This window comes from Streptomyces sp. NPDC045022 (assembly GCF_056432605.1).
Map to the genome: position 1 here is coordinate 25,482 of NZ_JBWKIR010000026.1, position 25,500 is coordinate 50,981.

Sequence of the window (25,500 nt, forward strand, 5' to 3'; positions counted from 1 at the left end):
TACGAAGATCTGCGGGAGCGCTGGATGGGGGGGTACCGGGGGTGGGGTGCGTACGGGCGGGTGCGGTCAGCCGGCCGGGGCGCTCCCGTCGGTCCGGCCGGTGCCACGGATGCCGTCGGATACGGGCGCGTGGGCGCGCGCCTGGGGTATGGGAGCCGGGGCCGTGTGGTCCGGGGGCGTGCCGTCCGGGACCGTGTAGTCCGGGGCCGCGGGGGCTGAGGGGGTGGACTCCGGGCCCATGTGGTTCAGGCCCGTGTGGTCATGGTCCGCGTGTTCGGGCCGTGCCCGCATGGGTTCCGGGGACTCCGGTACGGCGGACTGCAGGTGACCGCTCGACATGTGCGCGGCATCCATGTGCGCGGCATCCATGTGCCCGGTGATCGGGTGAGCCGCTGTGATGTGGGAGGACGGCATATGGGGGGACGGCATGTGGGCGGAGTCCGTGTGCTGCGACTCCGGGTACGCCACCTCGCCGTACGCCACCTCGCCGTACGTCGACTCCCCATATGTCGACTCCTCGTGCACCGGCTCCCTGCCCGTCGGCACCGCGCCCGGCGTCTCGTCGACCGCCGAATCCCTGTGCTGCTGCGCCTCCGCGAGTCCGATTCCACGTTGGAAGGCGGCCATCAGTCCCGGGTCATGGCCCTCGACGGTGTCGCCGTCCTGGCGGGGTGCGGGTCCGCCGCGCAACTGGGGAACGATGTGCTCCTGGGCACGGCGGCGGGGCAGTCGGGGCTTGTCCATGGTGCCGCGCACACTGTCGCCGCGTGGGATGGGCGGCATACCGGCGTGTGCCTCCACCACCGGCCGGTCCTCGGCGCTGATGCCGGGCACGGCCTCGGCGGGGGTCGCCCGCGAGCCCTGGGCGCCGCGCACCGGGAGCGGGGCGGGGACAGTTCCGTTCCGCCCGTCGTCGCCGCTCTCGGTACCACGCCGAGCCGTCCTGGTCTCGGGCTCCCGCCGCCCGGACCCGCGCTGGGCGTGCCGCCGCCGACCGGTACCGGGGGCGGCCCCGGCCCCGGGTCCGGCCTGGGACCCGGCCCCCGCCTCCGGCCCGACCGTGGATCCGGCCGCATACCCGTCTCCGGGCCCAGCGGCGGATCCGGCACCGGTCCCGGGGTGGGCCGGGGCACCGGGCTCCCTCCGTGCCGCCGGGATCTGCGCGGGCGGCGGTACGGGCGCCGGCACCTGCTGCGTCTGCCGCGTCGCCCCGGTGTCCGCGGGGTCCGGCGGCTGGTCGACGGCGGCGTCGGCAGTCGTCCCCGGTACCTCGGGCGGCGTTCCCAACAGCGCCTGCGGGACGACGAGAACGGCCTGCACACCGCCGTAGATGTTGGTCTGCAGCCGCACGGTGATGCCGTGTCGGCGGCCGAGTTGGGAGACGACGTAGAGGCCGATGCGGCCGTCGGCCAGCAGGCTGGCGACGTTGACCTGGTCGGGGTCGGCGAGCAGGGCGTTCATCCGGTGCTGTTCGGCGACGGGCATGCCGAGTCCGCGGTCCTCGACCTCCACGGCGAGTCCGGAGGTGACGAGGTTGGCGCGGAGCAGCACCTGGGTCTGCGGCGCCGAGAACACCGTGGCGTTCTCGATGAGTTCGGCGAGCAGGTGGATCACGTCGGCGACGGCGTGGCCGCGCAGTTCGCCGTCGATCGGCGGTACCAGTTTCACCCGGGAGTACTGCTCGACCTCGGCGATGGCGGAGCGCAGCACCTCGGTCATGTTCACCGGGTTGCTCCACTGGCGCCGGGAGACGGCGCCGCCGAGCACGGCGAGATTCTCGGCGTGCCGCCGGATGCGGGTGGCCAGGTGGTCCACGTGGAACAGACCCTTGAGCAGGTCGGGGTCCTCGATCTCGTTCTCGAGATCGTCGAGGATCGAGATCTCCCGGTGCACCAGGGACTGGAGCCGGCGCGCGAGGTTGACGAAGACCTCCAGCTTCTGCTCGCTGCCCGCCTGGCTGGAGAGCTGGGCGGCCCGCACGACGGCGGTGACGGCGCCGTCGTGCGCGCGGGCCAGATCGGCGGCCAGCAGTTCGAAGTCGTCGGCCTCCTCGGGCGGCCGGCGGCGCGGGCTGCGCTGCGGCGGGGTCTCGCCCTGGCGCAGCGCGTCGACCAGGGCGTGCAGGTCGGCCTCCCCGCGCGCGGCGGCGCGGCGCAACGCGTCGACTCGGTCGGTGACGGAGCGGGCGGCGCGGTCGGCGGCCACGGCGGCGATGAGGATGCCCGCGACGGCCACGGCGACCGCTCCCGCGAGCACGGCCCACAGGGTGGGTCCGGTGCGTGCGCCGGTGGTGCGGATGCTGAACAGCACGGCGGCGGTGGCGCTGAGCGCGACCGCGAGGGGCGGCAGTACCGCGAGCCGCATGAGCTGGGGCCGTATGTGCGTTTCGGGCAGTGCGGGAGCGGGTCGGGCGACCGGTCGCCCGTGCCGGCCGCTCTCGCGGCGGTCGGCACGGGTGGCCGGTGCTCGGAGGTGAGACATCTGCGTCCTCGTACTGGTCCGTCGGGCCTGTTTCCTCACGCGGTGCGCGCGGCGGGCATGCGTCATCGCGGTGCCGGTCGGCGGGACCGGTGTACCCGGCCGCGTCGCCCGACGGACACTGACAGTAGTTGCCTGCGCATCATGTGCGGTGGGCAGTTGACAAACTCCCCCGAGGAGCGTCCCGCTCTGGTATGAAGCCTCGTACGAAAGACCGATGACCCGGCCGGGCATCCCCAGCCGATCCGAAAGGGACCGATAAGACCTGGTCAAAACCGGTCACAAAAAGCAGACGACGGGCGGTGGGCCTGGCATTCGCCCGGCCTTCACCGCCCGTCCGTTTTCCGGCAGTTGTCCGCCCCCTTCGCGCGCCCGGCCGCTCGCTTCAGCGGCTCACTCTCCCCCCGCTATTACGGAGAGTATGGGTTTTGGCCCTGACTCGGCAGGCCCGGGGGGCCGGAGACGACGCGTCAGCCGCGCTTGGGCGGCTCGGCGACGAACGCCCCGACGGAGCGCCAGGTCCGCCGGACCTCCCCCGACACGGCTCGCCACCACGCCTCGGCCGGGAGCTTGCCCGTCGGCTCGAAGGGCTCCCCGGGCCGGGGCAGGGCCACGGCCTGGCCGGCCTCTGCCGCCGCCTCCTTCGTCCACTCTCCCGGCTCGGCCCAGGCGTGCGGGGCGAGGTTGAAGGTGCCCCAGTGGATCGGCAACAGCGCGCCGTGCGGCGCCCCGCCCTGCAGGTCGAGATGGGCCCGCAGGCCTTCCTCGGGTGTCATGTGGATGTCGGGGCAGATCCACACCGTTTGTATGCCGTGTAGGCCTCCAGCGTGTGACCTATGTCCCAGGCCACCCCTACTGTCTCGAAAGTTAGGATTGGCCAGTGCATGACGTTGAGTGGTCTCCTGCTGAGCTGCGGGAACTGGAAGAACTGCGGCAGCGGGAAGCTCTACTCCCGGCGAACGCTCCCCGAGCCCTGCTCTCCATCCGCCTGTCCGTCCTCACGGACGAGACGACCTCACCTGTCCGACAGGAGCTAGACCTTCGCCGCTTCGCCCTCAACCGCGGATGCCGCGTGGCGGGCGTCGCCCGCGACCTGAACGTGTCTGCCACCAAGGTCCCGCCGTGGAAGCGCCCCGAGCTGGGCGAGTGGATCAACAACCGAGCGCCCGAATTCGATCAGATTCTCTTTTGGAAGCTGGACCGATTCGTCCGCCGCATCTCCGACCTGCACCTCATGATCGAATGGTGCAAGGAGTACAACAAGGTCCTTGCCGCCGATAAGGACCCAATTGACCTGGATTCGCCCTATGGCGAAATGATGGTCACCATGATCGCCGGTATGGCCCGCATTGAAGCGGCCAACACCGGTGTCCGCCTCGAATCGCTGTGGAAGTACGCCCGCACCACGGAACGGTGGGTGATCGGCAAGCCGGTCTACGGGTACACCACCGTCGAGACTCCCGAAGGCCGGCGCCTGGTCCAGGACCCCCAGAAGGTCAGGGTCCTGAAGTGGGTTCTGGGCATGCTGCGGCGAGGCCGGTCCATGTATAAGGTCACGCAGATCCTCAACCGGGCACAGGTGCCGGCGGCAGGTGGCGGCCTCTGGTACGCGCGCAACCTCGTTTCGATCCTCAATAACCCGGCCTTGAAGGGGCTCCGGACCATCCGGCCGCCCAAGTCCAAGTCCAAGGACGTGTCCCGCATCGTCTACGACACGGACGGGCAGCCCATGAGGGTTGCCCCGCCGATCTTCACCGACGACGAGTTCAACGAGATCCAGGACCTACTGAAGCGCAACGCCAAGCATGGGAGGAAGGGCAGCAAGGGGAAGAAGCTGTCTCTCTTCCTCGATGTGATCAAGTGCGGACACTGCGGCGCCAACATGTACCAGCACGTCTCATACAAGAACCTGAAGACCGGACGGAAGGAGTACCGCAAGCTGCGGTGCTCGTCGTACACCAAGGCGCCCTGCGGTGGGCCTGTATTCGATGCTGAGCCTGCGTACGCGTCGCTGTCCGCCACCGTGCTCGATCAACTGGGCGACTATGAGGTCGTGCACCGTGAGTACGCCCGAGGCGCGGAGAGCCTAGCTCGGGTCACGGAGCTGAAAGCGTCCATCCAGCACTACATGGAGGGCCTTGCCCCCGGAGGCATCTACCACCAAGCCGGGTTTCTCACCAAGCAGGCGACCGAGACGCTTCAATCGCTCGGCGCCGAGCTGGAATCGATCGACCCGGAGTCAACGAAGGACCGGTGGACGTACAAGAGCAAGGGCGTGACCTATCGCGACCACTGGGCAGACCTCGGTGTGTCTCAGATGGAGGAAGACCTACGGAGGGCCGGCATCACGTTCGTGGCGCATCCGGATCATGCGGACCTGCTGATCCCTGACGACGTGAAGCAGAGACTAGCCGTCAAGGACGACTACTTTAAGAAGAAGCTGTAGACCAACAGAAAGACCCCGCTGGGCAGTTGCCCAGCGGGGTTCGTTCTTACGGCTCCACGATCTTGACCAGCGTCCGTTCCCCGGACGGGCTAACGCGGTAGATATAGACCTTCACGTCATGCCCTTCAGACGTTCCAACGCTGGATCTTCGTCCCGTGGACGAGCCAGACCACGTGAGTGATGCCTACGCCTCGGATGAGCTTCCGACAGTCGCCGCAGGGCTCGAAGGTGACGTACAAGGTGGTGCCGATTCGGTCCTCTGGCCTGGCCCACATGATCGCGTTGGCCTCGGCGTGGTACTCGATACAGCTCTCATAAGAAGTCCCGGCCGGCACATCGCTGTTGCACCGCTCGCAGTCGCCTTCGAGGCAGCTCGGCCCGCCAGGGGCGGAGCCGTTGTAGCCCGTGATGACCGTCCGGTGGTCGGGGCGGACCAGTACCGCCCCGACCTGTTTCCGAAGACAGTCACCACGCTCTGAGGCAGATTCAGCGATGCTCAGGAAATAGCAGTCCCAACAAGGACGCTTCGCACCATGCAGGATGGTGCAGGCGTAGTGAATCTGACAGCTCAGGGCCTTACTCCTCGTCGTCTTCCAGCTCAGCACTGCGGAGGAGACCGGCGATCGTGTCGGCCAGCATCTCGGCCTTCCAGAAGTCGGCAGCCATCTCCTGAGCAAGGCGGTACGGAACGCCCGCGGCAAGGGCCAGCTTCAGGATGTCGCCAGAGATGATGGCGATGCCGGCCGCGTACTCACCGCGCTTTTCCAGGCCCGCAAGGGCCATCTGGTGCTCGATGTCCGAGATGATGGACTCAGCCTCAGGGTTGTTTCCGTTATTCATTCGCAGCGCTCCGCATCGTTGTCTTCAGCACACTGGGCACACAGGCCGGTTTCTACGTCGTCAAGGCTGAAAAGCCCTACGGCCTCGTAGTTCTGGCACCATTCACAGTCTTCGATCTCTTCCAAGGGCTCAGCTCACGACGTAGACAGTCGAGACCTTGACGTATTCGCGTCCCGTCCAGACCTCAGAAGAGTCCTTCTCGATGCTCGTGCCGGCCTCTTCGTAGGCGCTGCTGGAGCAACACCCGCATCCGGGGTCACGGACCACGACGTGGAGGTCCCCGAACTCCTTGAGAGTCCGCTCCGCATCGGCAATCAACTCACTCAGCTTCAAAGTGCCCCTCCTAGTGCTTGCTGTCTTCGAGGTCGAGAATGGAGCCCCATGAGCGGTCTCCGATCTCGCCTTCCGCGGGAATCAACACGCCCTTAACCGTGAACTCCATGATCCGAGCAGCCTTCTCGGTCAGTTCCTTCGCTCGCTCCTTCGGGAAGCTGAAAACGATCTCGTCGTGGATCACGAGCCGAATCCAGGGAGTGAACCCAGCCTTGTCGAGATTCAGCACGGCTCGGGCCGTGATGTCTCGGCTTCCGGACTGGATGTAGTAGTTCAGGGCCGCGTAAGCGCGGCTCTTGTCCACCGGGAGCCGGCGGCCGGTAATGGTGTAGATGTGGCCGTACCGCTTGGCCTCGGACATGAGCTTCTTCGAGAGCTTGTCCACCCACGTATAGGTGTCGTTGAACGCCTTGATGGTCCTGCGGGCAACCTCTTCGGTCACACCCGCATTCGCCATCAGGGCCTTCCACCCACCGCCGAAGACAGTCAAGAAATTCGCTTGTTTGCCGGTCTTTCTGGACACCTTGGCGGCGTCCGCGGTGATCTGGTGGAGATCCTTGTCATTTAGGAACGCGTCGATCATCACGGGATCACGGCTTTCGGCTGCCAGGAACCGCAGCTCCATGTTTCCGAAGTCGATGGACACCGATACGTGGCCCTCTTCAGCGAGGAACGCAGACCGCACATAGCCGTCCCCAGCAGGGAACGTCTGTGCCGCGATAGCGCCGGAAATCGACATCCGTGCCGTTCTGGCCTGGAGAGGATTCACGCTCGCATGTACGCGTCCCTGAGAGTCCATGCCGTTGATGGCGGCCTCGAACCACGTCTTCCGCCACTTAGCGGCCTTCGTGGCTTTCTTGACTGCCTCGGCCAACGGGTGATCGATGGAGTCCAGTACCTCGGCATCCATGCTGAAGTTGCCCTTGGGGGTCTTCTTCGTGAGCCTGAAGCCGAAGCTCTGGAATGCCTCGATCAGTTGCTTGTCAGAGTTGACGTTCTCAACCCACTGGCTTGCGACCTTGAGCCACTTCTCTTCTTCGGCCTTCAGCTCGGCAATACGCATCTCTGCGTACTCTCGATCAACCAGGTAGCCGGTTCGCTCCGTTTTCGCCATGACGTGTGCGAGTCGGTGTTCCCAGCCAATCAGACCCTTAGCCTTCGAGCGCGCCGGTACCTTCGGCAACAGGATGTGAAGCAGCCGGTAAGCGAGTACCGGGTCCATTCCCGCATAGAGAAGGTACTCAGGATCGAATGTCCTGACGACAGGCCAGATATCCGCCTTCTTGACCTTGTAGCGCTTAGCTATCGCAGCCATAGAGCCCTTGACCTCTTCGGCCAAGGTGGCGCATATGTAGAACTTCGTCAGCTCTTCGAGTTTGAGGCCGGGGCCGCCCTCTTTGACCTGCCTGGGGTCAACAAGGTGAGCGAAAATCTTGGTGTCGAAGGTCTTCGGGGCCAGCTCTTCGAGCGGGACACCGAGAGTGCGCTCACTTACGTGCTGGTCGAAGGTGCCGTTATGAGCTATCAGCCAGCGAGCCTTGCGAAGCGCCCAGATGGCAGCGGCCTTGAACTCCGGATTGATCTCGACTGGCAGAACCCAGCTTTCAATCCCGTTTCCGAACTGTGCCAGCCGAATACGGAAGCCACGGTCTGAATGCCACCAGTCGAGCCCGGTCGTCTCGGTGTCGAATCCGAGGACGGGGTTAGCCTCGATGAAGTCGATGAACCGATCCAGGTCCCAAGTGGTCCTAGCTACGTTGATCCGTACCGTCTGGCGCTTGATCTTGTAGGTGATGACCTGCATTGAGACCTTTCAGGTTCAGCGTCGGAAGATGGATTCGAAGGACCATCCGAGGAAGTAGCCGACAGCCCAGCCGAAGACGGCTGCCAGCGCGAAGAATGCGAAGATGAAGAGGGAGTCGTCGTAGGCCATTAGTTGCCGTTCCGAGCAATCGCGGCCAGGACGAGGATCAGGTACATGGTGAGCATGCCTGAAACGAAGTAGATGAAGTTCACGGTGTTTCCTCACAGACGTGATCTCGGGCAGCGTTGACGAGGGCGAGCAGAGTTACTTCATTGCCTTCACAGCAGGCACAACCGCCCGCGGCGATGGACCCGCCGCATTCAAGGCAATCGATTTCGACTCCGCCGTTGTCCCATCCGTAGACGTGGACTCGACTGAGGTTCGTCACCGATGCATCAGACACCGCGCGGGCGTCTCTCCTGCCTTGGCGTACGTCCAGAGCCCGCAGGGGGCTGAGGTCCAAGTCCAGACATCAGCGGCCAGGAAGAGGACCAGGACCAGGACCCAGCCAGCCGCCTTCATGGCGCCACCCGTCCGTTCTTCTCGAAGGCCGCGTAAGTCAGGGGCATGGTCCGGGCGAACTCGGTTTCCATCCCTTCGGCAACCATCTCGATCTCGCGCTGAGGGAACGACGGGAAGGCCGCGTTCTCTCGTGCGGTCCGAAGGCCAAGGAAGTGCATGAGACTCCGGGCATTACACGTGGCGTAGAAGCTGGTGTAGATGTTCACGGGGAGGACCATGCGAGCCACCTCGCGGGCAACTCCGATGTCGAGAAGGCGCTGATAGGTGCTGTACGCCTCGGTGCTGATTCGACGCAGGTCACCGCTTACGGCGCTCTTCTGCTTGTAATCCCCCTGAATGAAGTCGTAGGCGCCGGGCTTTCCGATCTGCCGCAGGGGCCGACCATCGGCCGGCACGTAGAAGACCGGCTCCAGCTCCTTGTACCTTCCCGACTCTTCGTTATAAGACCAGCCGGAACGGTGGCGGAAGAATTCCCGCACAACGAAGATGGGAGCCTCGATGTAGAAGGTGAAAGACGTGTGCTCGAAGGGCGATCCGTGCCGGTCCCGCATCAGGAAGTTGATCAGGCCGGCGTCACGCTCGGACGCCTCGTTGAACCGTGTTTCTCCGCCCTGAGTGGATACCCGAGCGGCGAAGGTAACGTCCGAATCTTCGGCCGCATGCTTGATCAGGTCGACGGTCATTGAGGACCGGAATTCCATGTTTCTCCCATGCAAAAGGGGAGCCAGGCCGTACCCGGCTCCCCATCAACAGCGTGCGGTGTTACTTGTTGGCCTTGAAGCTGCCGTCCTTCTGCTTCCACAGCGGCTCGCACTTGTCGCCGTCCGGGCCGTCACAGAAGAGGGCGGTCCAGTTGGCCTTCGAGACCAGCGAGCGGCCGTGCGGGCAGTCGTCGCCGGCCGTCTTCGGGGCCGCCTGGCCCCCACCGTCCCGACGCTCGACCTTGCCGCCGTTGAACCGCTTCGGGGCGCCACCGCCACCGGGATTGGCTCCGCTGCCCTTGTACTGGCCTCGGGTGTACTCCGCGGCCTTCGCCGTGAGGTCGATCAGACCCTCAGACTTCATCGCGGCCAGCAGCTCGGCACCGCGCCTGGCGGTGTCCTCGGCGCTGTGACCGTAAACGGCGGGAGTGATCCATTCCGCGTCAAAGCCATTACCGGCCTTCAGCGTGAAACCGATCTTGAATGGGGCGGGACCATCGGGGGCAGCAGGCAAAGGCTTCTCCTTCTTCGGGGTTTCGGGCTCTTCGTCCCAGGGGGAGCGCTCGTCAAACGGGTCCGGATAACTCACTCGGAATCCCTTCCTCTATTTCCATAGTGCAGCGTGAACGTCACAGTCGCAAGTTTTGGAACGTGTGACGACCTTCACGTGTCAGATTGGGCAGGCTCCGCTTGCGCAGATCTCATCGAAGCCGGTGTCCTCGGTCTCGATGCCGAGACGAGTAGCCGCCTCTATGTACTCCTCGCGCGTGATCCGCTCGTACGGCGCCTGAGCGCGGGACAGCTCCGGGAAGATCGTGGAGCCCTTCAGTCGCGGCATGAACTCCAGCAGGATCGCCGCCACGTCTTCCACCGTGTACCGCTCGGGGTCCACGGAGGCCGTGTAACTCACCGCCTGGTCCGCCCAGTACCCCTGATAGAGGGCCTGAACCTCAAGCATGTCTTCCAGAGACAGCATGCCGGCGTGCTCGATCACGGACGGGTCCATGACCTGACCCACCAGCGGGTCACGAGTCGGGATGGCGACTACGGCCGTGTTCGCCGCGTAGACGCACGGCTCGACGTGATAGCCGGCCTCTCGGTACTCCTCCACCTTTCGCGCCTCTTCCGGCTCCACCAGAGAAAACCGGATACGGCGAACGAAGTAATCGCTGAAAGGAGCATGGATACCTTCCCCGCTGACGCCGGCCACCTTGCTGATCGTCCCTGTAGGGGCGATGACACGCTTCTTGATCGGGACCGGAATCCGCAGCTCGTTCGCGTAGTCGATCGCAGCCGCGTCCACCTCATCGGCCAGCAGCTCAAGCGTCCGCTGGATCTGCCAACTGCCCGCAGCCTCGGAATACTTCAGCCCGTTCTTCGCGACGAAATCCGCGAACCCCAGATGCCCCACACCGATGCGGCGGTACCGAGAGATGGCCTCCTTACTCTTCGGATCTGCCACGTCCGCGCAGGTGGCCCGGATCAGGTACCGAGTCACCAGCCGGTGAGCCTCAAGCAGTCCCGAGGTGTCCACGTTCCCGACCTCGTCCACGAACGCACCGAGGTTGACCGAGCCCAGGTTGCACGGCTCCGCGGGAGTCAGCAGAGCCTCACCACACGGGTTGGTCGTGTAGACCCCATCAACCTCGCCCACAGCGCTCAACGAGCTGTTCCAGAAGCCGGGTTCACCGTTCGAGAGAGCACCCTGAGCAAGGCTCTGAAGAACCACCTCGGCCCCGAGGTGACCGCTGGAAGCGGCCTCAATGAACTCGTCGTCCACCTCGATGCTGATGTTCGTCGTCCAGTGACGGGACATGTCGGCCTTGGCCGCCAGGAACTCGTCAATCTGCGGATCGTCCCAACGCATGATCGACATGCGAGCGGAGCGACGGACGCCACCAGAGACGATGCAGCGGGCAATCTCGTGGTCGATCTCCATGGCCGCGATGCCACTGAGCGGGGCGTACTCGACCGGTCCGAAGACCGACTGAGTCAGGATCTTCCCTACCTCGATCAGCATCTCAGCGAAGGGAGCGGGGCCCGATGCCGTGCCGCCGAACGACCGTAGGGGGGCGCCCTTGTGCCGTACTCGGGTCACGTCGTACACGCGCTCCTGGTGCCGAGTCTCGGGGTCATGCGCCGTACGGATCAGATCCCCGAGGGCGTCAGCCCAACCCTCCCGAGAGTCCTCTACGCCGTAGGCGCCGGCCCACGTGTAGCTGTACTCAGTAGAGAGGAGACCGGCCTCCGCCATGTCCAGGTAGTCAGGGTGTGAGGGGTCACAGACCACGTGCACCTTCACCGGACTGACGACGGCCGGAAAGTCGGCAAGGTAGTGGTTGCTGTAGTTGGCTCCGACGCCGCCACCCTCCGCCAGGCGGAGAAGCGTGAACGTGAAGTGCTCGGCCGGGTCCTCGCGGTACCAGCCAGCAGCCCAGCAGTTGTTCAGCGCGTAATCATTGACGCCACTGCTCTTGAGATGACGCCCCGCGGGCATGATCTTCCATGCCTCGATCAGCTCGACCAGGCGCTCAGCCTCACCCGGCTCGATGTACCTCTCATCAACGAGGGCCACGTTGCCGGCCACCACTCGGCGGACGGTCTGGGGCCAGGTCTCCAGCTCTCCAGACGGCAGCTCGCGCCGGTAGGTTCGCTCGTAGACAGTCTTAGCAGTTTCGGTCTTCCAGTGAGTCAGGGTCTTACCTTCCCGTCCGTATTCCTCGGTTCATTTCCGCGGTGAGGGCGTCGATCGCCCGGTATCCGCGTTTCTTGTCGGCGTCGCTCTCCGGACTCATTCCGTAAACGAAGTGCCGCATGATGGCGTCCTGGTAGTCACGGTTCAGGCGCTTGATGCCCTTCTCGGCATCCATCCGTGCGGAAAGGATGTTGTCCGTGATGACGCACCGGGTCAGATCGTCTTTCTTGCCGATCTGCTCGGCCACCTCTGCGTCTGTGTAAACGAAGGACCGCATCACGCCTCGAACCTCGTCAGGCGTGTAGTGGTACTGGTCGTCCATGAGATCGAGGTAGGCCCGTTCCTTGGCGGCATACCGCCGACCAGCGGTGTAGAAGATCTTGCGAAGGATCTCCTCGTTGTCCTGGTATCCGGCGATGATGTGCTGTTCCTGAACTGCGTGGAGCATGATTTCCTGCTTCACGTCGTCAGGCTCCACAATCGTCCACTTGGCCGCGATCTCGAATGCGATCTTTTCGGCCAGCGGCTCAAGGGCCTCCCAGTCGATTTGGGTCATGCAGCGTCCTTGCCTACGAACTGGCCCTTCGGACCTCGCTTGATCTTTCCGTACCTCTGGCCTTCCACGACGAAAGAGCCGTCATCCTCAACCGGAATGGCGTGAGGAGTCGCGCCGTACGCTCCGACGTAGAAGAGGCCAAATCCCTTCTGCCAGTTCGCGGGACCGTTCTTCAGGTATCCGGCCTTCCGAACGTCCATGAGGTGTCCGACTTCGAAGCCGTAAATGGTCTTGAGCTTGCCGCCGTATCCCGTGGACTCCGGAGAGATGGCCAGCCGGTGAGTGTGGCCCATGACCACGCTTACGCCTGCCTTCTTAGCCTTGGCCGCAGCCGTACGGCCTGCAACCTGATTCAGGCCCGCCGATTCGTGGCCGTGAATCGCCACCCACCCAGGAGCGAACTCGTAGTAGGGCTGGAGCTTCTGAACGTCGTAGGCCGCAAAGTCGAGAAGGTTCTCGAAGCGGTAGAACTTGTCTTCCGCAGCGAGAGCCGGCGCCCGGCTCGCAAGGTACTTCTGAGGCCGCTCGTCATGGTTACCTTCGAGGATGCCTATGGGGCCGTCGTAGACGTCTCGCAGGGGCTCCAGGAAGTTCCTCTTGGTGTACTCCGAATCACGGATGACGTTGCCCTCGAACTCGGCCCTGGTCCCCGCGGACCAGCGGGACGGGGCCGGGTAGTCCACCAGGTCACCGATCTGAATGACCTCGTCGGGGGCGTACTCCCCAATGAAGCGAATGACGTTCTTCAGTGCCCGCTTGTCCTCAAACGGGGCTTGGATGTCACTGACTACGACAACACGCTTCACGCATTCTCCAGACGCTCTATCTCGCGGTTGATGTACCAGGCCGCCTTACGGAGGTCCGTAAGCGGCTGGTCGTGCTTGTGGCCAGCCCGCATGATGTACTTCAGCGCGTTGCCAAGGGTGAAGTTGAAGTTCTCGGTCACGTCGATGACTTCCAGGCCGTTGGGGAGCCAGGTGTAATGCGCCGGGTGGTTCACCTCGTCGTGCTCCTGGCCCTCGTCGTCGGCCGCCATAGCATCGACCAGTTCATCGATGAGTTCCAGGTACTCCGCCAGGTCCGCGGCCGACAGCTCCTCTTCCGCGAATCCCAGGGTGGAGCCATTCGGGAATGTCACTTCGTACGGGAAGATCTCGTTTTCCTTGTAGTCGGTGACCGCTGCCCGATGCCCTCGGAACTGCGAGGTGTAAAGGGTGGAAGGATTCGAGATGACTACGACCTCGCCGGGCTTGAACTTCACAGCTCCTCCAGCTCCTCATCCTTGAAGTAGCAGCCACCGGCAGACAGGCCGCCGATCTGGTGGCCGTCCATCAGGACGGAAGTCGCCTCTTCGGTCTGGGCATAGTCAACGGCCTCGATGATTCCCGTCAGGCCGGCCGTGCCGTCCTTGACCGTGGCCCGGACTCGGACTCGCGTACCGGGCTTCCAAATTGACTTCACAGGCCGATCCTTTCTCGCAGGGCGACAGCCCCGTACTCATGCAGGAATGAATTGGAATCGTGGCCGTCATTCATGACGATCACCTTGGCGTTAGGCAGGGAGGCCGCTAGCTTCTCGGCCGCCTCAATGCCCGGCTTGTCGCCGTCAGCGATGATGTAGACCGTCTCGAATCCCATAAGAGCCGGAAGGAAGTGGTCGCGCCACGATGACGTGCCCTGGTAGGCGATGGCCGACACCCCAACCGACTCCCACACCATCGCGTCGAACTCGCCCTCTGTGATGACGATGAACGGGCTATCGGTGATGAGTGCCTTGGTGTTGAAAAGCCGGGGCTGATCGCCAGGGAGAGTCAGGTACTTCCCGTGTCCGCGGTGATTTTCCTTCTGGCTCGGGGCGAGATAGTTGCCGTTCTCGTCCCGCACGCATTCGTCGGCAATACAGCGGAACCGGATGGTGGCTACGCCGTGCGGGCCCTTCGCCGGCCGCAGGTACGGGAGCACGAGACTGCCCGCCCTCTGCTCATGTCCAGTCAGCGCCGAACCGACGAACCCCAGGCCGAAGCGTTCCGCTACGTCGCCCAGGCCGCGAGCCCTGATGTACTCCTCGGCCGGGCTCCCCTTGTACTGCTGGTGGTACGTCCTCGCGGCTTCCACCGAACCGCTCATGTGCCCAATCTTGGGCTTGTCGGAAGCCAATGCCCTCCTCCCGCATAATCACGTCAAGGCTGTCTTCCGACACCTGACAGACAAAGCAATTCCAACGCTGCTTCTCTGTGCTCACCGAGGCGCTGGGATTCTCCTCAACGTGAAGCGGGCAGAGGATCTTGGACCACCCTGCCCGCTGTTTCACGTCTATCGCGTAGTAGTGCTGAAGAACCGCAGCGATCGGCGGCTTAACGACCGAACTGTGGGGCCGGCTCACCGATCCGCCTCACGTGGACGGGGAAGTTGTACTGACGGTTCACGGAACTCATGAACTCCTTCTCGCCACGCCACTTGCGGTAGTCGAACTTGATTCGCTCGTCAGTCATCGTTTGCCCTATCCCCATCAAACGTGTATCTCGGACCCAGAACCTTCCAGGCCGGATAATCCTCAAGGTAGTCAGCAGCGGCCCTGAGAACTTCGGGCCTGTCCCGTGCTCCGCGGGCAAGGAGTTGCCCGTTGCATCGCTGGCAAAGCAGTCCGCGGATTGCCTCGGTCTTGTGGCAGTGATCCACCGCCAGATTGGCCTTGCGCGTTTCCTTGCAGATAGCGCACCGACCGCCTTGGGCCTCGAAGAGGAGTTGGTATTCCTCGTTCGTGAGTCCGTAGGTGGATTGCAGGCGGGCATTTCTCGACGCGGCCCGCCTGGTCGCCTTGCGACAGGCGGAACAAACCTTGCCCTTCGGGGTGAAGAACTTGACGGCCCTGTTTTTGTCGCACCGCCCACAGCGCCGGTATCCGGCGCGAGGCTCAGACACGCGGCCTCAGGGCCGCCTCAAGCCGCCGCTGGTCCTTGGCGGAAACTGCCTCGTCGGCAAGGCCCTGGAGGTAGGAGAGGGGGAGAACTTCCCACGCGGTCCCGCGCTCTGTCGGCATCGACACCGCGACGACGCGAGCCGCGCTGTATCGGGTGTGGAACTTCAGCTCCTTGGCCAGCCGGTAGAGTCGCATCTTTCGAGCGCTCTCCACCGAGAGGACCAGGGCCACGACACCACCGCCAGCTTCCTGAATCTGGTTTTCGGTGATGTTGGGGTTCTCATCGAGAAGAACATCCACGATTTCCCGCTGAAGCGTGTATCCGCAAGTTCCGTTCATTTCCCCTCCCCTTTCCTATTACCAACGTAGATCAGGGTCGTCACAGTCGCAAGTTTTCTGACAGTGACGTAGTTCACTCATAGGCCATCGGCTACGTCCATGAGCTGCATGTTCGAGCTGTTGAACTCGTAGCTGCTGAACGTCTGGCCGCTGGGGTCGGCAAAGCCCTCTCGGTTCTTGACGGGAGAGACGTGCAAGATCGCTCCATCCATCTCGTCAGTCTCCTTATGGATCGTCAGAATTACGTTTGGGACACGGCCGATCTTCCCCTTCACGCCCGAGAGCGGAATGGGCTGTAGGCCGTCGCTGTACTCGCCGGTGACGTGATGCAGGGCCAGGACGTGAGCCCCGGTGTACCGCGCCATCTCGGAGAGGTATTCACACATCGACTCCAGACCGAAGGTGAAGCTCTCGGCATCGCCCACGGCTCCCGCGTCGATATTGGTGATGTTGTCGCAAACCACCAGATGAGGGAACATTCCGAAGACTTCGAAATAGGCCCGGAGGTCCGTTTCGATGGTCTTCAGCGTGGGACGTGCCTCGTAGTTGAAACGCAGCCACCAGCGCTTACCGAGGTAAGCCGTGTACTCCCCGAACTGGTCGGCCAGGAGCTTGCTCTTCACGTCCCTCACGTTGTCGCCCGTGAGGATGGCCGTGGCTCGGGTCAACTGGGTAGCGGCGTTCGAGTCGGCCGAGTAGTACAGCACCGGGATGTTGCCGTACAGCGCAAGGTTCAGGGCGAATAGTGACTTGCCTGTGCCGGGGCCGGCGGCGATGAGCGAGAACTCACCGCGCCGGAATTCCACGTCATGACGAGCCAGGCCCCGAAATGGAGAAGGGAGCGGTTCGCCTGCCGCTCCCTTGACCAGAACTGATTGTGCCAGGCTGTAGATCGTTACCCTCCAAAGTCCGCGAGAAGGTCAGCGGCAAGGTCACGTTCCTCGTCGGTGTCGAAGTAGAGGTTGTCAACCGCTCCCCGAAGAGCCGTGCGGATAACCGCGAGTTCCGCGAAGGTCAACTCGGCCCTTACGTTCGGCTTGCTCACGTTTGCCATAACCGTTCTCCTCTCCTAATTCCAAGTTAGCCGAGCGTCGTCACAGTCGCAAGTTTCTAGCGAAAAAAACACGCGTGTGAGACATCACAGAAATTGCAGTCGTAGCCGGGAGACGCGGGGAAGTCGCCGGCCTTCACGGCTGCGTCCATCGCCGCGTACCGCTCGCCCAGCTCGTCAGCGGTGACCTGGTCCAGCTTTACCGGCCGGGAAAGGCGCCCATCCTTGGCGAGGTACCAGTCAGCGTCATTGACCTCGACGCCGTACAGCTCCCTCACCGCGATGCCGTAGGTCTGGAGCTGGAACTTGGACTTCGTGGACCCCGTCTTGAGGTCCCGAGGCCGGACGGTGCCCTTCACCGTCACGAGCTGGTCTATGTAGCCGCGGACCTGGACCCCGCCCAACTCCACGAGGAAGTACAGCTCAAGCGCCGGCACTCCCTCAGGGGTCGTCCAGATGGCGGGGCCGTTCTCCTTGGCCCACTCGACGTAGTAGGCCGTCTGCTCCTGGCCCAGGACGTACCGGCGCTCGATGTCCTCACCGCCCGTGTACCGGCCCGCAGCCAGCCACTTGTCAGTGTCGGGCTCCTTCTCCAGGGCCTTGTTCGTCAAGGCCGCGTACTCGTCAGAGAAGACCTGTACGACCTCCTCTGCGCTCATGGTCCGGTCGGACCTCTCGAAGGCTTCAGCAGCGCTGTGGAAGGCCGTGCCGTGGTTGGACCAGGCCGCGGGTATCGGGGTGACGCGCTCTACCCGCTGGAGGTAGAAGCGCCACGCGCACTTCTCGTACTGCTCGGTCTGGCTAACGGATCTGGGTTGTGTCTCGATGCTCAAGCAAGTACCGCCTTTGCGTATCTGATGATCTTGAATGAATTGCTACCGGGAAGCTGAGCGTGAGGCCGATCGATACTCACTCGCTCCACCTCGACCATGAGTTCGCCATGCAGTTCAACTAGGAGCGAGCGCACGCGACTCCTCCCTTCGTCGTCCATCAGGTCAGACATGATCACGTCCACGTACCCGACAGCCGCCCTCGGACGGCTCTCCGAGTAGGCCCGCGTGCGGATGATCAGGACTCCGTACGTCTCGTCATCCTCCCTGCACACCATCTCTGTGCACTGGTCGATCAGCTCAAGCAACTCTGCCTTCAGCCGGCGCTCCCCCCGTACGGCACTTCCGAACTCGTTGATGGTGAAGCCGCGTCCGAGACCGTAGAAGTCCGGGATCGCGTGCTCATGCGGCACGTCTTCCTTGTCTCGGACGTGCGGTATATGACCCCCCAGGACCACCTTCGGGATCGCACCAGAGTCCTCGACTCCCAGCTCAAACGTCATGAGCGCTCCCATGGTCCAACCCCCCGCACAGGGGTGTCTGTCCGTTCGCATGTGTGGAGACCGTGTGGAGGTCTCTGTGAATCAACGTAGCAAGGTGGACGTCTGGTTAAAACCCTGCATTTTTGCAGGTGAGAGCGCATGACGTGTTCGGTGTCACATACAACCGTTCAGTGGATCTTGCGACCGTGACGTACGGCGATCAAGGGTCAGGCGATTCGGACACTATGGACCTGACGGAGGCATGAGTTCCGGTTACTGACTACTCAGAGTGAAGATTCAAGGGATTACAAAATGTTGAACGTTCCATGAATCTACGCGGGGAGACTGGCAGTCGGGCATCAAAAAACCTCCCGACGCCGTTGTCGAGAGGTTTCCAAGTTACTCGCGGTCGCTAAGGCAACCCTTACTGCTTGGGCTCGTCTGGAAGGTCCAGTGCCTTGCGCAGCTCCTCCGAAGGCAGGTCGCGGCCCTCGGGCCAGCGGATCACCATGCGCCCGTCTGACGGAAGCCGGGGCACCAGTACCCAGGGACCGCCCTCGGCATCCGGCTGAAGGTCCAGAACGGATTCACCGTCGCGGACCAGGCGCTCAAAGCGGGCCGCCGCGCCGAGCTGCGTCTTGCTCAGCGCTGTATCACCGAGCTGCCGGCGCAGGAATGCGTAAAGGTCACGGGCACGGTTCAGATGAATGAACTCACCACGCCTTGTTTCAGCGACAGGCCAAGCGGCTTCAAGAATGGCTGTTGCAGAAGCTCGAAAAGGCGCACGCTGAATGCCCATAGCGTTTAGCCTGAAGGTAACAGCTTGACGAGTAACACCGAACATTTCGGCAATTTCCAGATCGGAAAAGCCGTTTCTGTAGAGCTTTTGCAGCTCCGGATTGTCCGGTAGTTTCGTCATCGTTCCTTAGTTCCTGTCAGTGTGGTTTCGCCACTGGCTAGATCCAGTGGGTCTGGTTTCATCACTGGGCATGACGGTGTCGATCTTCAACAAGATAGCGCCAACCCCGTCACAGTTGCAAGCCCCATCCGTGGAGTGAGCTGCGAAGACGATCTATCACTCCTTGCGTCTGTGACCTGCATCTCACTTCCTTGGACTGGTGTCCCAAGCCCCGTTCAGTGACACCGACATCAGTAGTGAAAGAGCGAACGAAGTGAGCGAATGAACAGCTCAAAGAGATTTTTAGAACGACTGTTCGAGTCTCTGTACTAACTACTAGACATCTTAGTTTCTCCTGTTTGACCCCCTGTTGAGCCCCAGGCTCCAGCGGCGTGTCCAGGAGTCGGCCCCGGCTGCCAGATCAGAAGCCAGCCGGGGCCTCAGACCTACGGAGGGGACATGCCCAGGGCCAAGAGCATCTGCCTGACTACGGGCTGTCTCGTCCCGGCCGTGAGAGACGGCCGCTGCGGAGAGCACCAGCTCCGAAAGAGCTGGGACAGGACGAGTGCTCGAAACGCTTCACGACCCCGTGATTGGTCGAAGAGAAAGTCTCGGGTTCTCGCCAGGGACCGCTTCACCTGTCAGCAATGTGGGGCGAGAGAGCACCTTGAGGTGGACCACATCGTCCCGGTAGCCCGCGGGGGCTCATGGGAGCCAGACAACCTCTGGACCCTCTGCAAGCCGTGTCACAGACGGAAGACCTACACCGAGCGTGGCTGACTCAGGTCCCCTCGTACGTAACGGGGACCCCGTACACCAGGTACCCGATCTGGGTCCCCACCCCTACCTCGCCCCCGCTAACGCTCGAAATCGGCTCAATCCGAAGTCCGACCACCGCCGTGGCTCCCCACTTGGCAACGGCCTCCTTGAAGTTCTCCAGCGCCTCGTTCAGAGGCCGATAGCTCACAGACCAGTGCATATCCCAACTAGCCGTAATACGGCACTTAGGGATGGTGCCCGTCGAGTAGAGCAGCACGTCAGCCATGACTTCATGCTGCGGGCTCATAGGAAAACCCGCATCTTTGCTGGGGCTGAGCGAGGGATCTCACTGCCCTGGCGTCTGACCCATTTCATTCCTTCCGGAGGTTCCCCATGTCCGCCTGCCGTGGCGCTTGTCCTGACTGCCCCTACGACTTCTGTTTGCCGGCCACGCCTGTGCGACGGCCGACTAAGGCACAGGAGCGGTCCGGTTGGCGTCAGGACGCGCTCTTCGAGCTTGAGGAGCTGGGTGACCTCTACGGCATCGATCCGGAGGCGGTGAGGCTGTGACGAGAGGCCCGAAGCCCAAGGACAACGCGGTCCGCCGCAACAAGCACGAGCACGCACAGATGCTCTCCAGCAGCTCGACCGAGGGCCGTGCCCTCCCGCCTGGTCTCGGCATCAAGACGGCCGGCGCCCGTCGCTTCTGGCGCACCTGGGCCACCTCGCCGCAGGCCGGTAAGTGGGCTGAGACCGACTGGGCCGAGCTGGAGATCACGACTCGACTCGTGGACGGCTTCTACCAGGGAGACATGAAGCTCGCCGGTGAGATCCGTCAGCGCGTTGCCAAGTGGGGCGCCACCACGGAGGACAGGGCGCGCTTGCGCATGTCCATCGAGGACGACGCCCAGGACCACGACCCGGCCGCCGAGACGACCGCGGCCGACCCAACCACAGACCTAGACGAGGAGCTGTACCGACTCCTATCCGAATGACGAATCGAGGTGACTGCCCTTGCAGACAGGCAACCTGCCTGAAGGAGTCCCCTCCCCCAAGGAGACCTTGGGATACGAAATCATTCGGTGGGCACAGCGGTACATCGTGCAGCCGGACGGCGAACGGGCCGGTGAGCCTTGGGAGTTCACTAAGGAACAGCTCCGGTTTGTACTCCACTTCTACCGGATCAACCCGGATGGGACCTGGCGCTACAGCGCCGGCACCCTGCGACGAGCCAAGGGTTGGGGCAAGACGCCGCTGTTGGCGGCCCTGGCCATCGTTGAGTTCATCGGCCCCTGCCGGTTCAGCCACTACAACGCCTTCGGTCTCCCGGTAGCCAAGCGGGTCCCGCTGCCTACCGTTCAGATCGGTGCTACGGCGCTGGATCAGACTGAGCAGACCCTCGAAATGATTCGAGGAATGCTCTCCGAGTCGCCCGCTGAGAAGGAATACGGGCTAGACATCGGTAAGAGCATCGTCCAGTTCAAGAGCGGCAAGCCCGGCTCGATCAAGCCGAAGGCGACTGCCGGCCGAACCAACGAGGGCAACAGGCCGACCTTCGCCCTGATGGACGAGGTTCACCACTGGGTGGGCTCGAACGGTGGCCCTGACTTCTACCAGACCATCAAGCGAAATATCGAGAAGACCACTTCCGCAGGATCTCGCTGGTGTTGCACGACAAATGCCTACAATCCAAATGAGGATTCGGTCGCTCAGCAGATTCACGAGTCGGACATGGTCCGGCAAGGTTTCTGGCTCTATGACTGCCTCGAAGGTGACATCGAGCCTGACGAGCTGCGGGACGAAGCCAAGGTCCGCCAGGCCCTCAGGGAGGCGTACGGAGACGCCACCTGGGCCGACATCGACGGCCTGACTCGCACGATCCTCTTCGACCGCACCACACCGGACAGCACCTACCTCAGATTTTTTTGCAACAGGATTGCGGAATCTTCTGACGGCTGGATGAGCAAGGCCGAGTGGGACGAGTGCTTCGAGGACCAGGACCCCATCAAGCCCGGTGATCAGATCGCTTTGGGATTCGATGGAAGTGTCCGCGGAGACGCCACAGGGCTCGTAGGAGTCAGGCTCCGCGACGGGAAACTCTTCGTCCTCCATCTTCAGGAGAATCCCCGCGACCCCAACCGCCCCGATTGGGAGGTTGACGTTCTCGCAGTGGAGGCCGCTGTTAAGCGGGCCTTCGAGACGTACCGCGTTGAGTGGATGTACGCCGACCCTCCTTATTGGCAAGAGAACATCGGTCGGTGGGCCCTCGAATGGGGCGACGACTACGTATTCGAGTTTTGGACCAACAAGCCAACTCGCATGGTCCAAGCCGTCGAGAGATTCCGTACCGCTGCCATGGTCCAAGACCTACTGCACGACGGAAACGACGACCTTACCCGCCACGTGCTGAACGCCGTGGTTCGGGAAGTTCCTCAGGGCTTCCTCATAACCAAGGATTCTCCGAGGTCCAAAAAGAAGATCGACCTTGCTGTGTGCGCGGTCCTCGCATTCGAGGCGAGGGCTGATGCCATCGCGGATGGGCGGCTTAAACGACGTAGAGCTAGGGTGGTTGGATTTTGAGCGGACTCGGAATTGACACTTCTCCCAATGAAGTGCCCGTTGGCTTGGCGCCGGCCACACCGGAACAGTGGCTTGACTGGCTGTACTCCAAGCTGGCTCGCCGCAAGGCGGTATACCAGATCTACGGCCAGTATTACGACGGCTACCACCAGCGGCTCATGTTCGCTCAGGTCCGCCACTTCGACCAGTTCCACAGCACTTTCGACACGTGGCGAGACAACTTCTGCGGCATGATCGTGGACTCGGTGAATGAGCGGCTGTTCATCGACGGATTCCGGATGACCGACGAGCCCGACGCCGACAAGGACGCTCGGGACATCTGGCAGCGGAATTTCATGGACTCCGAGTCGAACGCTGCGATGCTCGACGCCATGATTCAGGGCGTCTCGTACGCCGTGGTGTGGGCGGACAAGAAGGGCGACCCGACTATCACCATCGAGTCGGCCGAGAACTTCATTGTCCAGTACAAGCCGGGGAGCCGTCACGAACTGGACGCCGCAGCCAAGTTCTATTACGACGACTGGGGCCGTCAGTGGGTCACTCTGTGGCTCCCTGACGCCGTTTACAAGTTCTCCAAGGGCACGTACACCTGGGAGGCCGGCGACGCCTCCCCGAACCCTCTCGGCGTGATTCCGGTCGTCCCCATCTCCAACCGGTCCCGTCTCCTGCGTGATCCGGTCTCAGACCTTCACGTGGTCATCCCGATCCAGGACGCGGTGAACAAGACCGTCGCTGACGCCCTGGTGGCCTCCGAGTATGCGGCCTGGCCCCAGCGGTACGTCACCGGCCTGGAGATCGTGGAGGACGACCACGGCAACCCCGTCGAGCCGTTCAAGGTTGCAGTGGACAAGCTGCTCCAGGCCGAGGACCCCAACGCCAAGTTCGGCCAGTTCGAGGCTGCGAACCTCTCGAACTATGTGGTCCTGGTCGAGATGCTGGTTCAGCACATGGCTTCGATCAGCCGCATTCCCTTCCACTACTTCATCAACGGTGGCGGGCAGATTCCTTCCGGTGAGTCGATCACCGCGGCTGAGGCCGGTCTCATCGCTAAGACCAGGGAACGAATGCTCCACTTCGGTGAAGCCTGGGAACAGGTCATGCGGTTGTGCTTCGCCGTAAAGGGCGACGCCCGTGCAGAAGCGTGGTCCGCAGAAACGATTTGGCGGGACCCAGAGAATCGCACGGAAGCGCAACACATGGATGCTCTTCTGAAGCTCCAGATGATTGGCGTTCCCAGAGACCAACTTCTTTCCGACGCCGGATATACGCCGCAGCAGATCGAGCGCTTCCAGGACATGAGGGAACAGGACGCGAAGGCCGCAATGGAACTCGCGACGAAGTACCCCATGCCGATACAGGAGCCCGATGGCGACGAGCCTCCGGGCAAGGACAAGAGTGCCGGACCTCCCGGCATGTCGCAGAAGGCCCAGGACACGGCTAAGAAGCCGCCACAGGGCAACAGCGGCAATCAGGCCCGGAAACAGAACCCGGCCAAGTAACACGTACACATCACGACGGCTGCCGAAATGGCGGCCTTTTTTCATGCCCGCATACCGAAATGGATGGGTGACCCATGAGTGACGACAACCAGCAGAGCACTTCCACCGGCAATGAGCCGGGGCAGCAGTCGACTGACGCACCGCCCCAGGACCAGACGCCGACCGTCGAAAGCCTTCAGGCAGAGATCGACAAGTGGAAGGCCCTTTCCCGCACGAACGAGCAGCGGTGGAAGGACGCGTCTGCCGAACGCGACCAGTTCAAGCAGGCGTCTATGACGGACGCAGAGAAGGCGCTCGAAGCCGCAAGGGCTGAGGGCCGGAATGCTGCGCTCTCTGAGGTTGGCACTCGACTTGCTGAGGCCGAGCTTCGTGCCCTGGCCGCTTCTGCCGGCGTGGATCTCCCCCCGGCTGAATTCCTCAACATGTCCCGGTTCGTCAACGACGGACAGGTGAACGCCGACGCGCTTTCTGAATTCGTGTCGTCACTCCCCAAGCGGGATGCTCCGCCCGCTTTCCGCCAGGACATCGGTCTTGGCCGCCAGGGATCTCCCGGCGCAAACCAGCTCACCAGAGCTGATCTCGCAAATATGACCCCCGCAGAGATCAATAAGGCCCGCCAGGACGGCCGCCTTGACTCGCTTCTCAGGGGTGAAATCTGACCTATCCAGTGAGGTAATGCATGGCTTTTAACACTCAGACTGGGACCGGCCTTCAGGCAGCGTCCGGCAATACTTTCATTCCCGAGATCTGGACTGCGGAACTGCTCCAGGATCTCGAAGAGGAGCTTGTACTCGCTTCCGCCAAGTTCACGAACCGCCAGTACGAGGGCGAGTTCCGGCGTGAGGGCGATGTCGTCCACATCCCGCACTTCGTGAACGACCAGGTCGCGGACAAGGGCCTGGTGCCGGCGTACGGCTCCATCGGCTCGGCCGACCACGCTTCGCTCCAGTACATCGACATGCGGGTGGCGAAGGGCTCCAGCTTCCACATCGAGGTGGACGCGCTGCACCAGCTCCAGACGAAGAGCGGCATCGACCTGATGTCCAACCTTATCGCCCAGCGTGCTCGCGCTATGGCGGTCAAGCTCGATGAGGTCGTGGCTCAGACTCTCCTCGCTGCGGTGTCCGGCAAGGACCTGAACGGCTCGGCCGACCCGGCTGCGACCGTTTCCGGCCTGCCTGCCCTGCACGGCAAGATTGACGAGATCACCGACGCCCCGACCGGCGACAACACCACGCGCAAGCCCGCGGACCGCGCTCTGTCGGTCTACGACTACGTGGTTGCGATGCTTGAGAACCTGGACGTGAAGTCGGCCCCCGCCGACCGGTTCCTCTTCATCTCCCCGCGTATGCGCTCGCTCCTGCTCCAGGACCCCAAGTTCGTTGAGGCGCAGGTCTACGGCGGCTCCCCGGTCATCCCCGGTGGCTTCTCCGCCATCGGCACCATCCTCGGTGTCCCGGTCACCGTGGCGAACGCGCTCGGTTCCCACACGCGCCCGAACAACCCTCTGATCCGCAAGGGCAACCAGAAGTTCGAGGCCGTTGACCTCTACATGGGTTGCACCGCGGCTACCTCGGTGGTCATCCCGTTCGCGCAGATGGAGGCGTACAAGCCTCAGGCCACCTTCACCGACGCGATCAAGTCGCGTGTGATCTACGACGCCAAGGTCATCCGGCCGGAACAGCTCGTCGTGGCTCGCGGTGTTGAGGCCGCGCTCACCGCTCACAACGCCTCTGTGACCGTTACGCAGACCGAGGTCGTCTGATTC

At 63.0% G+C, this 25,500-nt stretch carries 30 protein-coding genes and 2 pseudogenes; 8 read left to right on the forward strand and 24 right to left on the reverse strand.

Translation table 11 applies throughout. The features are described from left to right. Nucleotides 1-567: 567 nt before the first annotated feature. Nucleotides 568-2,481: pseudogene (locus AC07C1_RS32800) on the reverse strand (sensor histidine kinase); the annotation flags it as partial. 467 nt (nucleotides 2,482-2,948) lie between these two features. Then, nucleotides 2,949-3,266, reverse strand: a pseudogene (locus AC07C1_RS32805) (MBL fold metallo-hydrolase); the annotation flags it as partial. Nucleotides 3,267-3,358: 92 nt separating this feature from the next. On the opposite strand from AC07C1_RS32805, the gene AC07C1_RS32810 reads away from it, so the two are divergent. Beyond that, nucleotides 3,359-4,924 (forward strand): recombinase family protein, encoded by a 1,566-nt coding sequence (locus tag AC07C1_RS32810; protein WP_478944980.1) that lies wholly within the window; start codon nucleotides 3,359-3,361, stop codon nucleotides 4,922-4,924. A gap of 125 nt (nucleotides 4,925-5,049) precedes the next feature. Here the strand turns inward: AC07C1_RS32810 and AC07C1_RS32815 are convergent, their stop codons facing one another. The 21 genes from AC07C1_RS32815 to AC07C1_RS32915 form a co-directional block, all read right to left on the reverse strand. Continuing rightward, nucleotides 5,050-5,529 (reverse strand): deoxycytidylate deaminase, encoded by a 480-nt coding sequence (locus tag AC07C1_RS32815; protein ID WP_478944982.1) that lies wholly within the window; start codon nucleotides 5,527-5,529, stop codon nucleotides 5,050-5,052. Next, nucleotides 5,501-5,764: a hypothetical protein gene (locus tag AC07C1_RS32820; protein ID WP_478944984.1), complete on the reverse strand. Its 264-nt coding sequence runs from the start codon at nucleotides 5,762-5,764 to the stop codon at nucleotides 5,501-5,503. The genes AC07C1_RS32815 and AC07C1_RS32820 overlap by 29 nt, the downstream gene beginning before the upstream one ends. A gap of 129 nt (nucleotides 5,765-5,893) precedes the next feature. Further along, nucleotides 5,894-6,097 (reverse strand): hypothetical protein, encoded by a 204-nt coding sequence (locus tag AC07C1_RS32825; protein WP_478944986.1) that lies wholly within the window; start codon nucleotides 6,095-6,097, stop codon nucleotides 5,894-5,896. 10 nt (nucleotides 6,098-6,107) lie between these two features. Then, nucleotides 6,108-7,901 (reverse strand): DNA polymerase, encoded by a 1,794-nt coding sequence (locus AC07C1_RS32830; RefSeq protein WP_478944988.1) that lies wholly within the window; start codon nucleotides 7,899-7,901, stop codon nucleotides 6,108-6,110. 518 nt (nucleotides 7,902-8,419) lie between these two features. Then, the gene (thyX, locus tag AC07C1_RS32835) at nucleotides 8,420-9,106 is read right to left on the reverse strand and encodes an FAD-dependent thymidylate synthase (RefSeq protein ID WP_478944990.1); all 687 of its coding nucleotides are present in this window, start codon (nucleotides 9,104-9,106) and stop codon (nucleotides 8,420-8,422) included. Nucleotides 9,107-9,185: 79 nt separating this feature from the next. Then, nucleotides 9,186-9,713, reverse strand: coding sequence for a hypothetical protein (locus tag AC07C1_RS32840; protein ID WP_478944992.1), 528 nt, complete (start codon nucleotides 9,711-9,713; stop codon nucleotides 9,186-9,188). 81 nt (nucleotides 9,714-9,794) lie between these two features. Beyond that, on the reverse strand, nucleotides 9,795-11,819 hold the full coding sequence (gene nrdJ, locus AC07C1_RS32845) for a ribonucleoside-triphosphate reductase, adenosylcobalamin-dependent (protein ID WP_478945148.1): 2,025 nt from the start codon (nucleotides 11,817-11,819) through the stop codon (nucleotides 9,795-9,797). A gap of 4 nt (nucleotides 11,820-11,823) precedes the next feature. After that, nucleotides 11,824-12,375: a hypothetical protein gene (locus AC07C1_RS32850; protein ID WP_478944994.1), complete on the reverse strand. Its 552-nt coding sequence runs from the start codon at nucleotides 12,373-12,375 to the stop codon at nucleotides 11,824-11,826. After that, entirely contained in the window at nucleotides 12,372-13,181 is an 810-nt protein-coding gene (locus tag AC07C1_RS32855) for a metallophosphoesterase (protein ID WP_478944996.1), read from the reverse strand. The genes AC07C1_RS32850 and AC07C1_RS32855 overlap by 4 nt, the downstream gene beginning before the upstream one ends. Next, nucleotides 13,178-13,636, reverse strand: coding sequence for a DUF3310 domain-containing protein (locus AC07C1_RS32860; RefSeq protein WP_478944998.1), 459 nt, complete (start codon nucleotides 13,634-13,636; stop codon nucleotides 13,178-13,180). The genes AC07C1_RS32855 and AC07C1_RS32860 overlap by 4 nt, the downstream gene beginning before the upstream one ends. Further along, nucleotides 13,633-13,836 carry a hypothetical protein gene (locus AC07C1_RS32865; RefSeq protein WP_478945000.1) on the reverse strand — a complete coding sequence of 68 codons (204 nt, stop codon included), beginning with the start codon at nucleotides 13,834-13,836 and terminating at the stop codon, nucleotides 13,633-13,635. Before AC07C1_RS32865 ends, AC07C1_RS32860 begins: the two co-directional genes overlap by 4 nt. After that, on the reverse strand, nucleotides 13,833-14,432 hold the full coding sequence (locus tag AC07C1_RS32870; RefSeq protein ID WP_478945149.1) for a toprim domain-containing protein: 600 nt from the start codon (nucleotides 14,430-14,432) through the stop codon (nucleotides 13,833-13,835). Before AC07C1_RS32870 ends, AC07C1_RS32865 begins: the two co-directional genes overlap by 4 nt. Next, nucleotides 14,356-14,757, reverse strand: coding sequence for a CHC2 zinc finger domain-containing protein (locus AC07C1_RS32875; protein WP_478945002.1), 402 nt, complete (start codon nucleotides 14,755-14,757; stop codon nucleotides 14,356-14,358). Before AC07C1_RS32875 ends, AC07C1_RS32870 begins: the two co-directional genes overlap by 77 nt. Beyond that, the gene (locus AC07C1_RS32880) at nucleotides 14,729-14,866 is read right to left on the reverse strand and encodes a hypothetical protein (protein ID WP_478945004.1); all 138 of its coding nucleotides are present in this window, start codon (nucleotides 14,864-14,866) and stop codon (nucleotides 14,729-14,731) included. Before AC07C1_RS32880 ends, AC07C1_RS32875 begins: the two co-directional genes overlap by 29 nt. Next, nucleotides 14,859-15,296, reverse strand: a complete 438-nt coding sequence (locus AC07C1_RS32885; protein WP_478945006.1) for an endonuclease VII domain-containing protein — start codon at nucleotides 15,294-15,296, stop codon at nucleotides 14,859-14,861. The genes AC07C1_RS32880 and AC07C1_RS32885 overlap by 8 nt, the downstream gene beginning before the upstream one ends. Next, nucleotides 15,289-15,633 (reverse strand): hypothetical protein, encoded by a 345-nt coding sequence (locus tag AC07C1_RS32890; RefSeq protein WP_478945008.1) that lies wholly within the window; start codon nucleotides 15,631-15,633, stop codon nucleotides 15,289-15,291. Before AC07C1_RS32890 ends, AC07C1_RS32885 begins: the two co-directional genes overlap by 8 nt. A 77-nt stretch (nucleotides 15,634-15,710) precedes the next feature. Beyond that, nucleotides 15,711-16,439 (reverse strand): AAA family ATPase, encoded by a 729-nt coding sequence (locus AC07C1_RS32895; protein WP_478945010.1) that lies wholly within the window; start codon nucleotides 16,437-16,439, stop codon nucleotides 15,711-15,713. Nucleotides 16,440-16,528: 89 nt separating this feature from the next. After that, nucleotides 16,529-16,687 carry a hypothetical protein gene (locus tag AC07C1_RS32900; protein ID WP_478945012.1) on the reverse strand — a complete coding sequence of 53 codons (159 nt, stop codon included), beginning with the start codon at nucleotides 16,685-16,687 and terminating at the stop codon, nucleotides 16,529-16,531. A gap of 56 nt (nucleotides 16,688-16,743) precedes the next feature. Then, nucleotides 16,744-17,517 carry a RecB family exonuclease gene (locus tag AC07C1_RS32905; protein ID WP_478945014.1) on the reverse strand — a complete coding sequence of 258 codons (774 nt, stop codon included), beginning with the start codon at nucleotides 17,515-17,517 and terminating at the stop codon, nucleotides 16,744-16,746. Continuing rightward, on the reverse strand, nucleotides 17,514-18,017 hold the full coding sequence (locus AC07C1_RS32910) for a hypothetical protein (RefSeq protein WP_478945015.1): 504 nt from the start codon (nucleotides 18,015-18,017) through the stop codon (nucleotides 17,514-17,516). Before AC07C1_RS32910 ends, AC07C1_RS32905 begins: the two co-directional genes overlap by 4 nt. Before the next feature lie 403 nt (nucleotides 18,018-18,420). After that, nucleotides 18,421-18,915 (reverse strand): hypothetical protein, encoded by a 495-nt coding sequence (locus AC07C1_RS32915; protein ID WP_478945017.1) that lies wholly within the window; start codon nucleotides 18,913-18,915, stop codon nucleotides 18,421-18,423. A 438-nt stretch (nucleotides 18,916-19,353) separates the two neighbouring features. Between AC07C1_RS32915 and AC07C1_RS32920 the strand changes: the two genes are divergently transcribed. Then, complete coding sequence (locus tag AC07C1_RS32920) at nucleotides 19,354-19,674, forward strand: HNH endonuclease (RefSeq protein ID WP_478945019.1); 321 nt, start codon at nucleotides 19,354-19,356, stop codon at nucleotides 19,672-19,674. A gap of 1 nt (nucleotide 19,675) precedes the next feature. Here the strand turns inward: AC07C1_RS32920 and AC07C1_RS32925 are convergent, their stop codons facing one another. Further along, nucleotides 19,676-19,939, reverse strand: coding sequence for a hypothetical protein (locus tag AC07C1_RS32925; protein WP_478945021.1), 264 nt, complete (start codon nucleotides 19,937-19,939; stop codon nucleotides 19,676-19,678). A gap of 155 nt (nucleotides 19,940-20,094) precedes the next feature. On the opposite strand from AC07C1_RS32925, the gene AC07C1_RS32930 reads away from it, so the two are divergent. The 6 genes from AC07C1_RS32930 to AC07C1_RS32955 all read left to right on the forward strand — a co-directional run bounded on the left by AC07C1_RS32930 (nucleotide 20,095) and on the right by AC07C1_RS32955 (nucleotide 25,497). Beyond that, nucleotides 20,095-20,223, forward strand: a complete 129-nt coding sequence (locus tag AC07C1_RS32930) for a hypothetical protein (RefSeq protein WP_478945023.1) — start codon at nucleotides 20,095-20,097, stop codon at nucleotides 20,221-20,223. Next, nucleotides 20,220-20,648, forward strand: coding sequence for a phage terminase small subunit (locus AC07C1_RS32935; protein WP_478945024.1), 429 nt, complete (start codon nucleotides 20,220-20,222; stop codon nucleotides 20,646-20,648). The genes AC07C1_RS32930 and AC07C1_RS32935 overlap by 4 nt, the downstream gene beginning before the upstream one ends. A 19-nt stretch (nucleotides 20,649-20,667) precedes the next feature. Further along, complete coding sequence (locus AC07C1_RS32940) at nucleotides 20,668-22,233, forward strand: hypothetical protein (protein WP_478945026.1); 1,566 nt, start codon at nucleotides 20,668-20,670, stop codon at nucleotides 22,231-22,233. Continuing rightward, nucleotides 22,230-23,732 (forward strand): phage portal protein, encoded by a 1,503-nt coding sequence (locus AC07C1_RS32945; RefSeq protein ID WP_478945028.1) that lies wholly within the window; start codon nucleotides 22,230-22,232, stop codon nucleotides 23,730-23,732. The genes AC07C1_RS32940 and AC07C1_RS32945 overlap by 4 nt, the downstream gene beginning before the upstream one ends. A gap of 74 nt (nucleotides 23,733-23,806) precedes the next feature. Next, nucleotides 23,807-24,391 carry a hypothetical protein gene (locus tag AC07C1_RS32950; protein ID WP_478945030.1) on the forward strand — a complete coding sequence of 195 codons (585 nt, stop codon included), beginning with the start codon at nucleotides 23,807-23,809 and terminating at the stop codon, nucleotides 24,389-24,391. A gap of 20 nt (nucleotides 24,392-24,411) precedes the next feature. After that, the gene (locus tag AC07C1_RS32955; RefSeq protein ID WP_478945032.1) at nucleotides 24,412-25,497 is read left to right on the forward strand and encodes a hypothetical protein; all 1,086 of its coding nucleotides are present in this window, start codon (nucleotides 24,412-24,414) and stop codon (nucleotides 25,495-25,497) included. Nucleotides 25,498-25,500 lie beyond the last annotated feature (3 nt).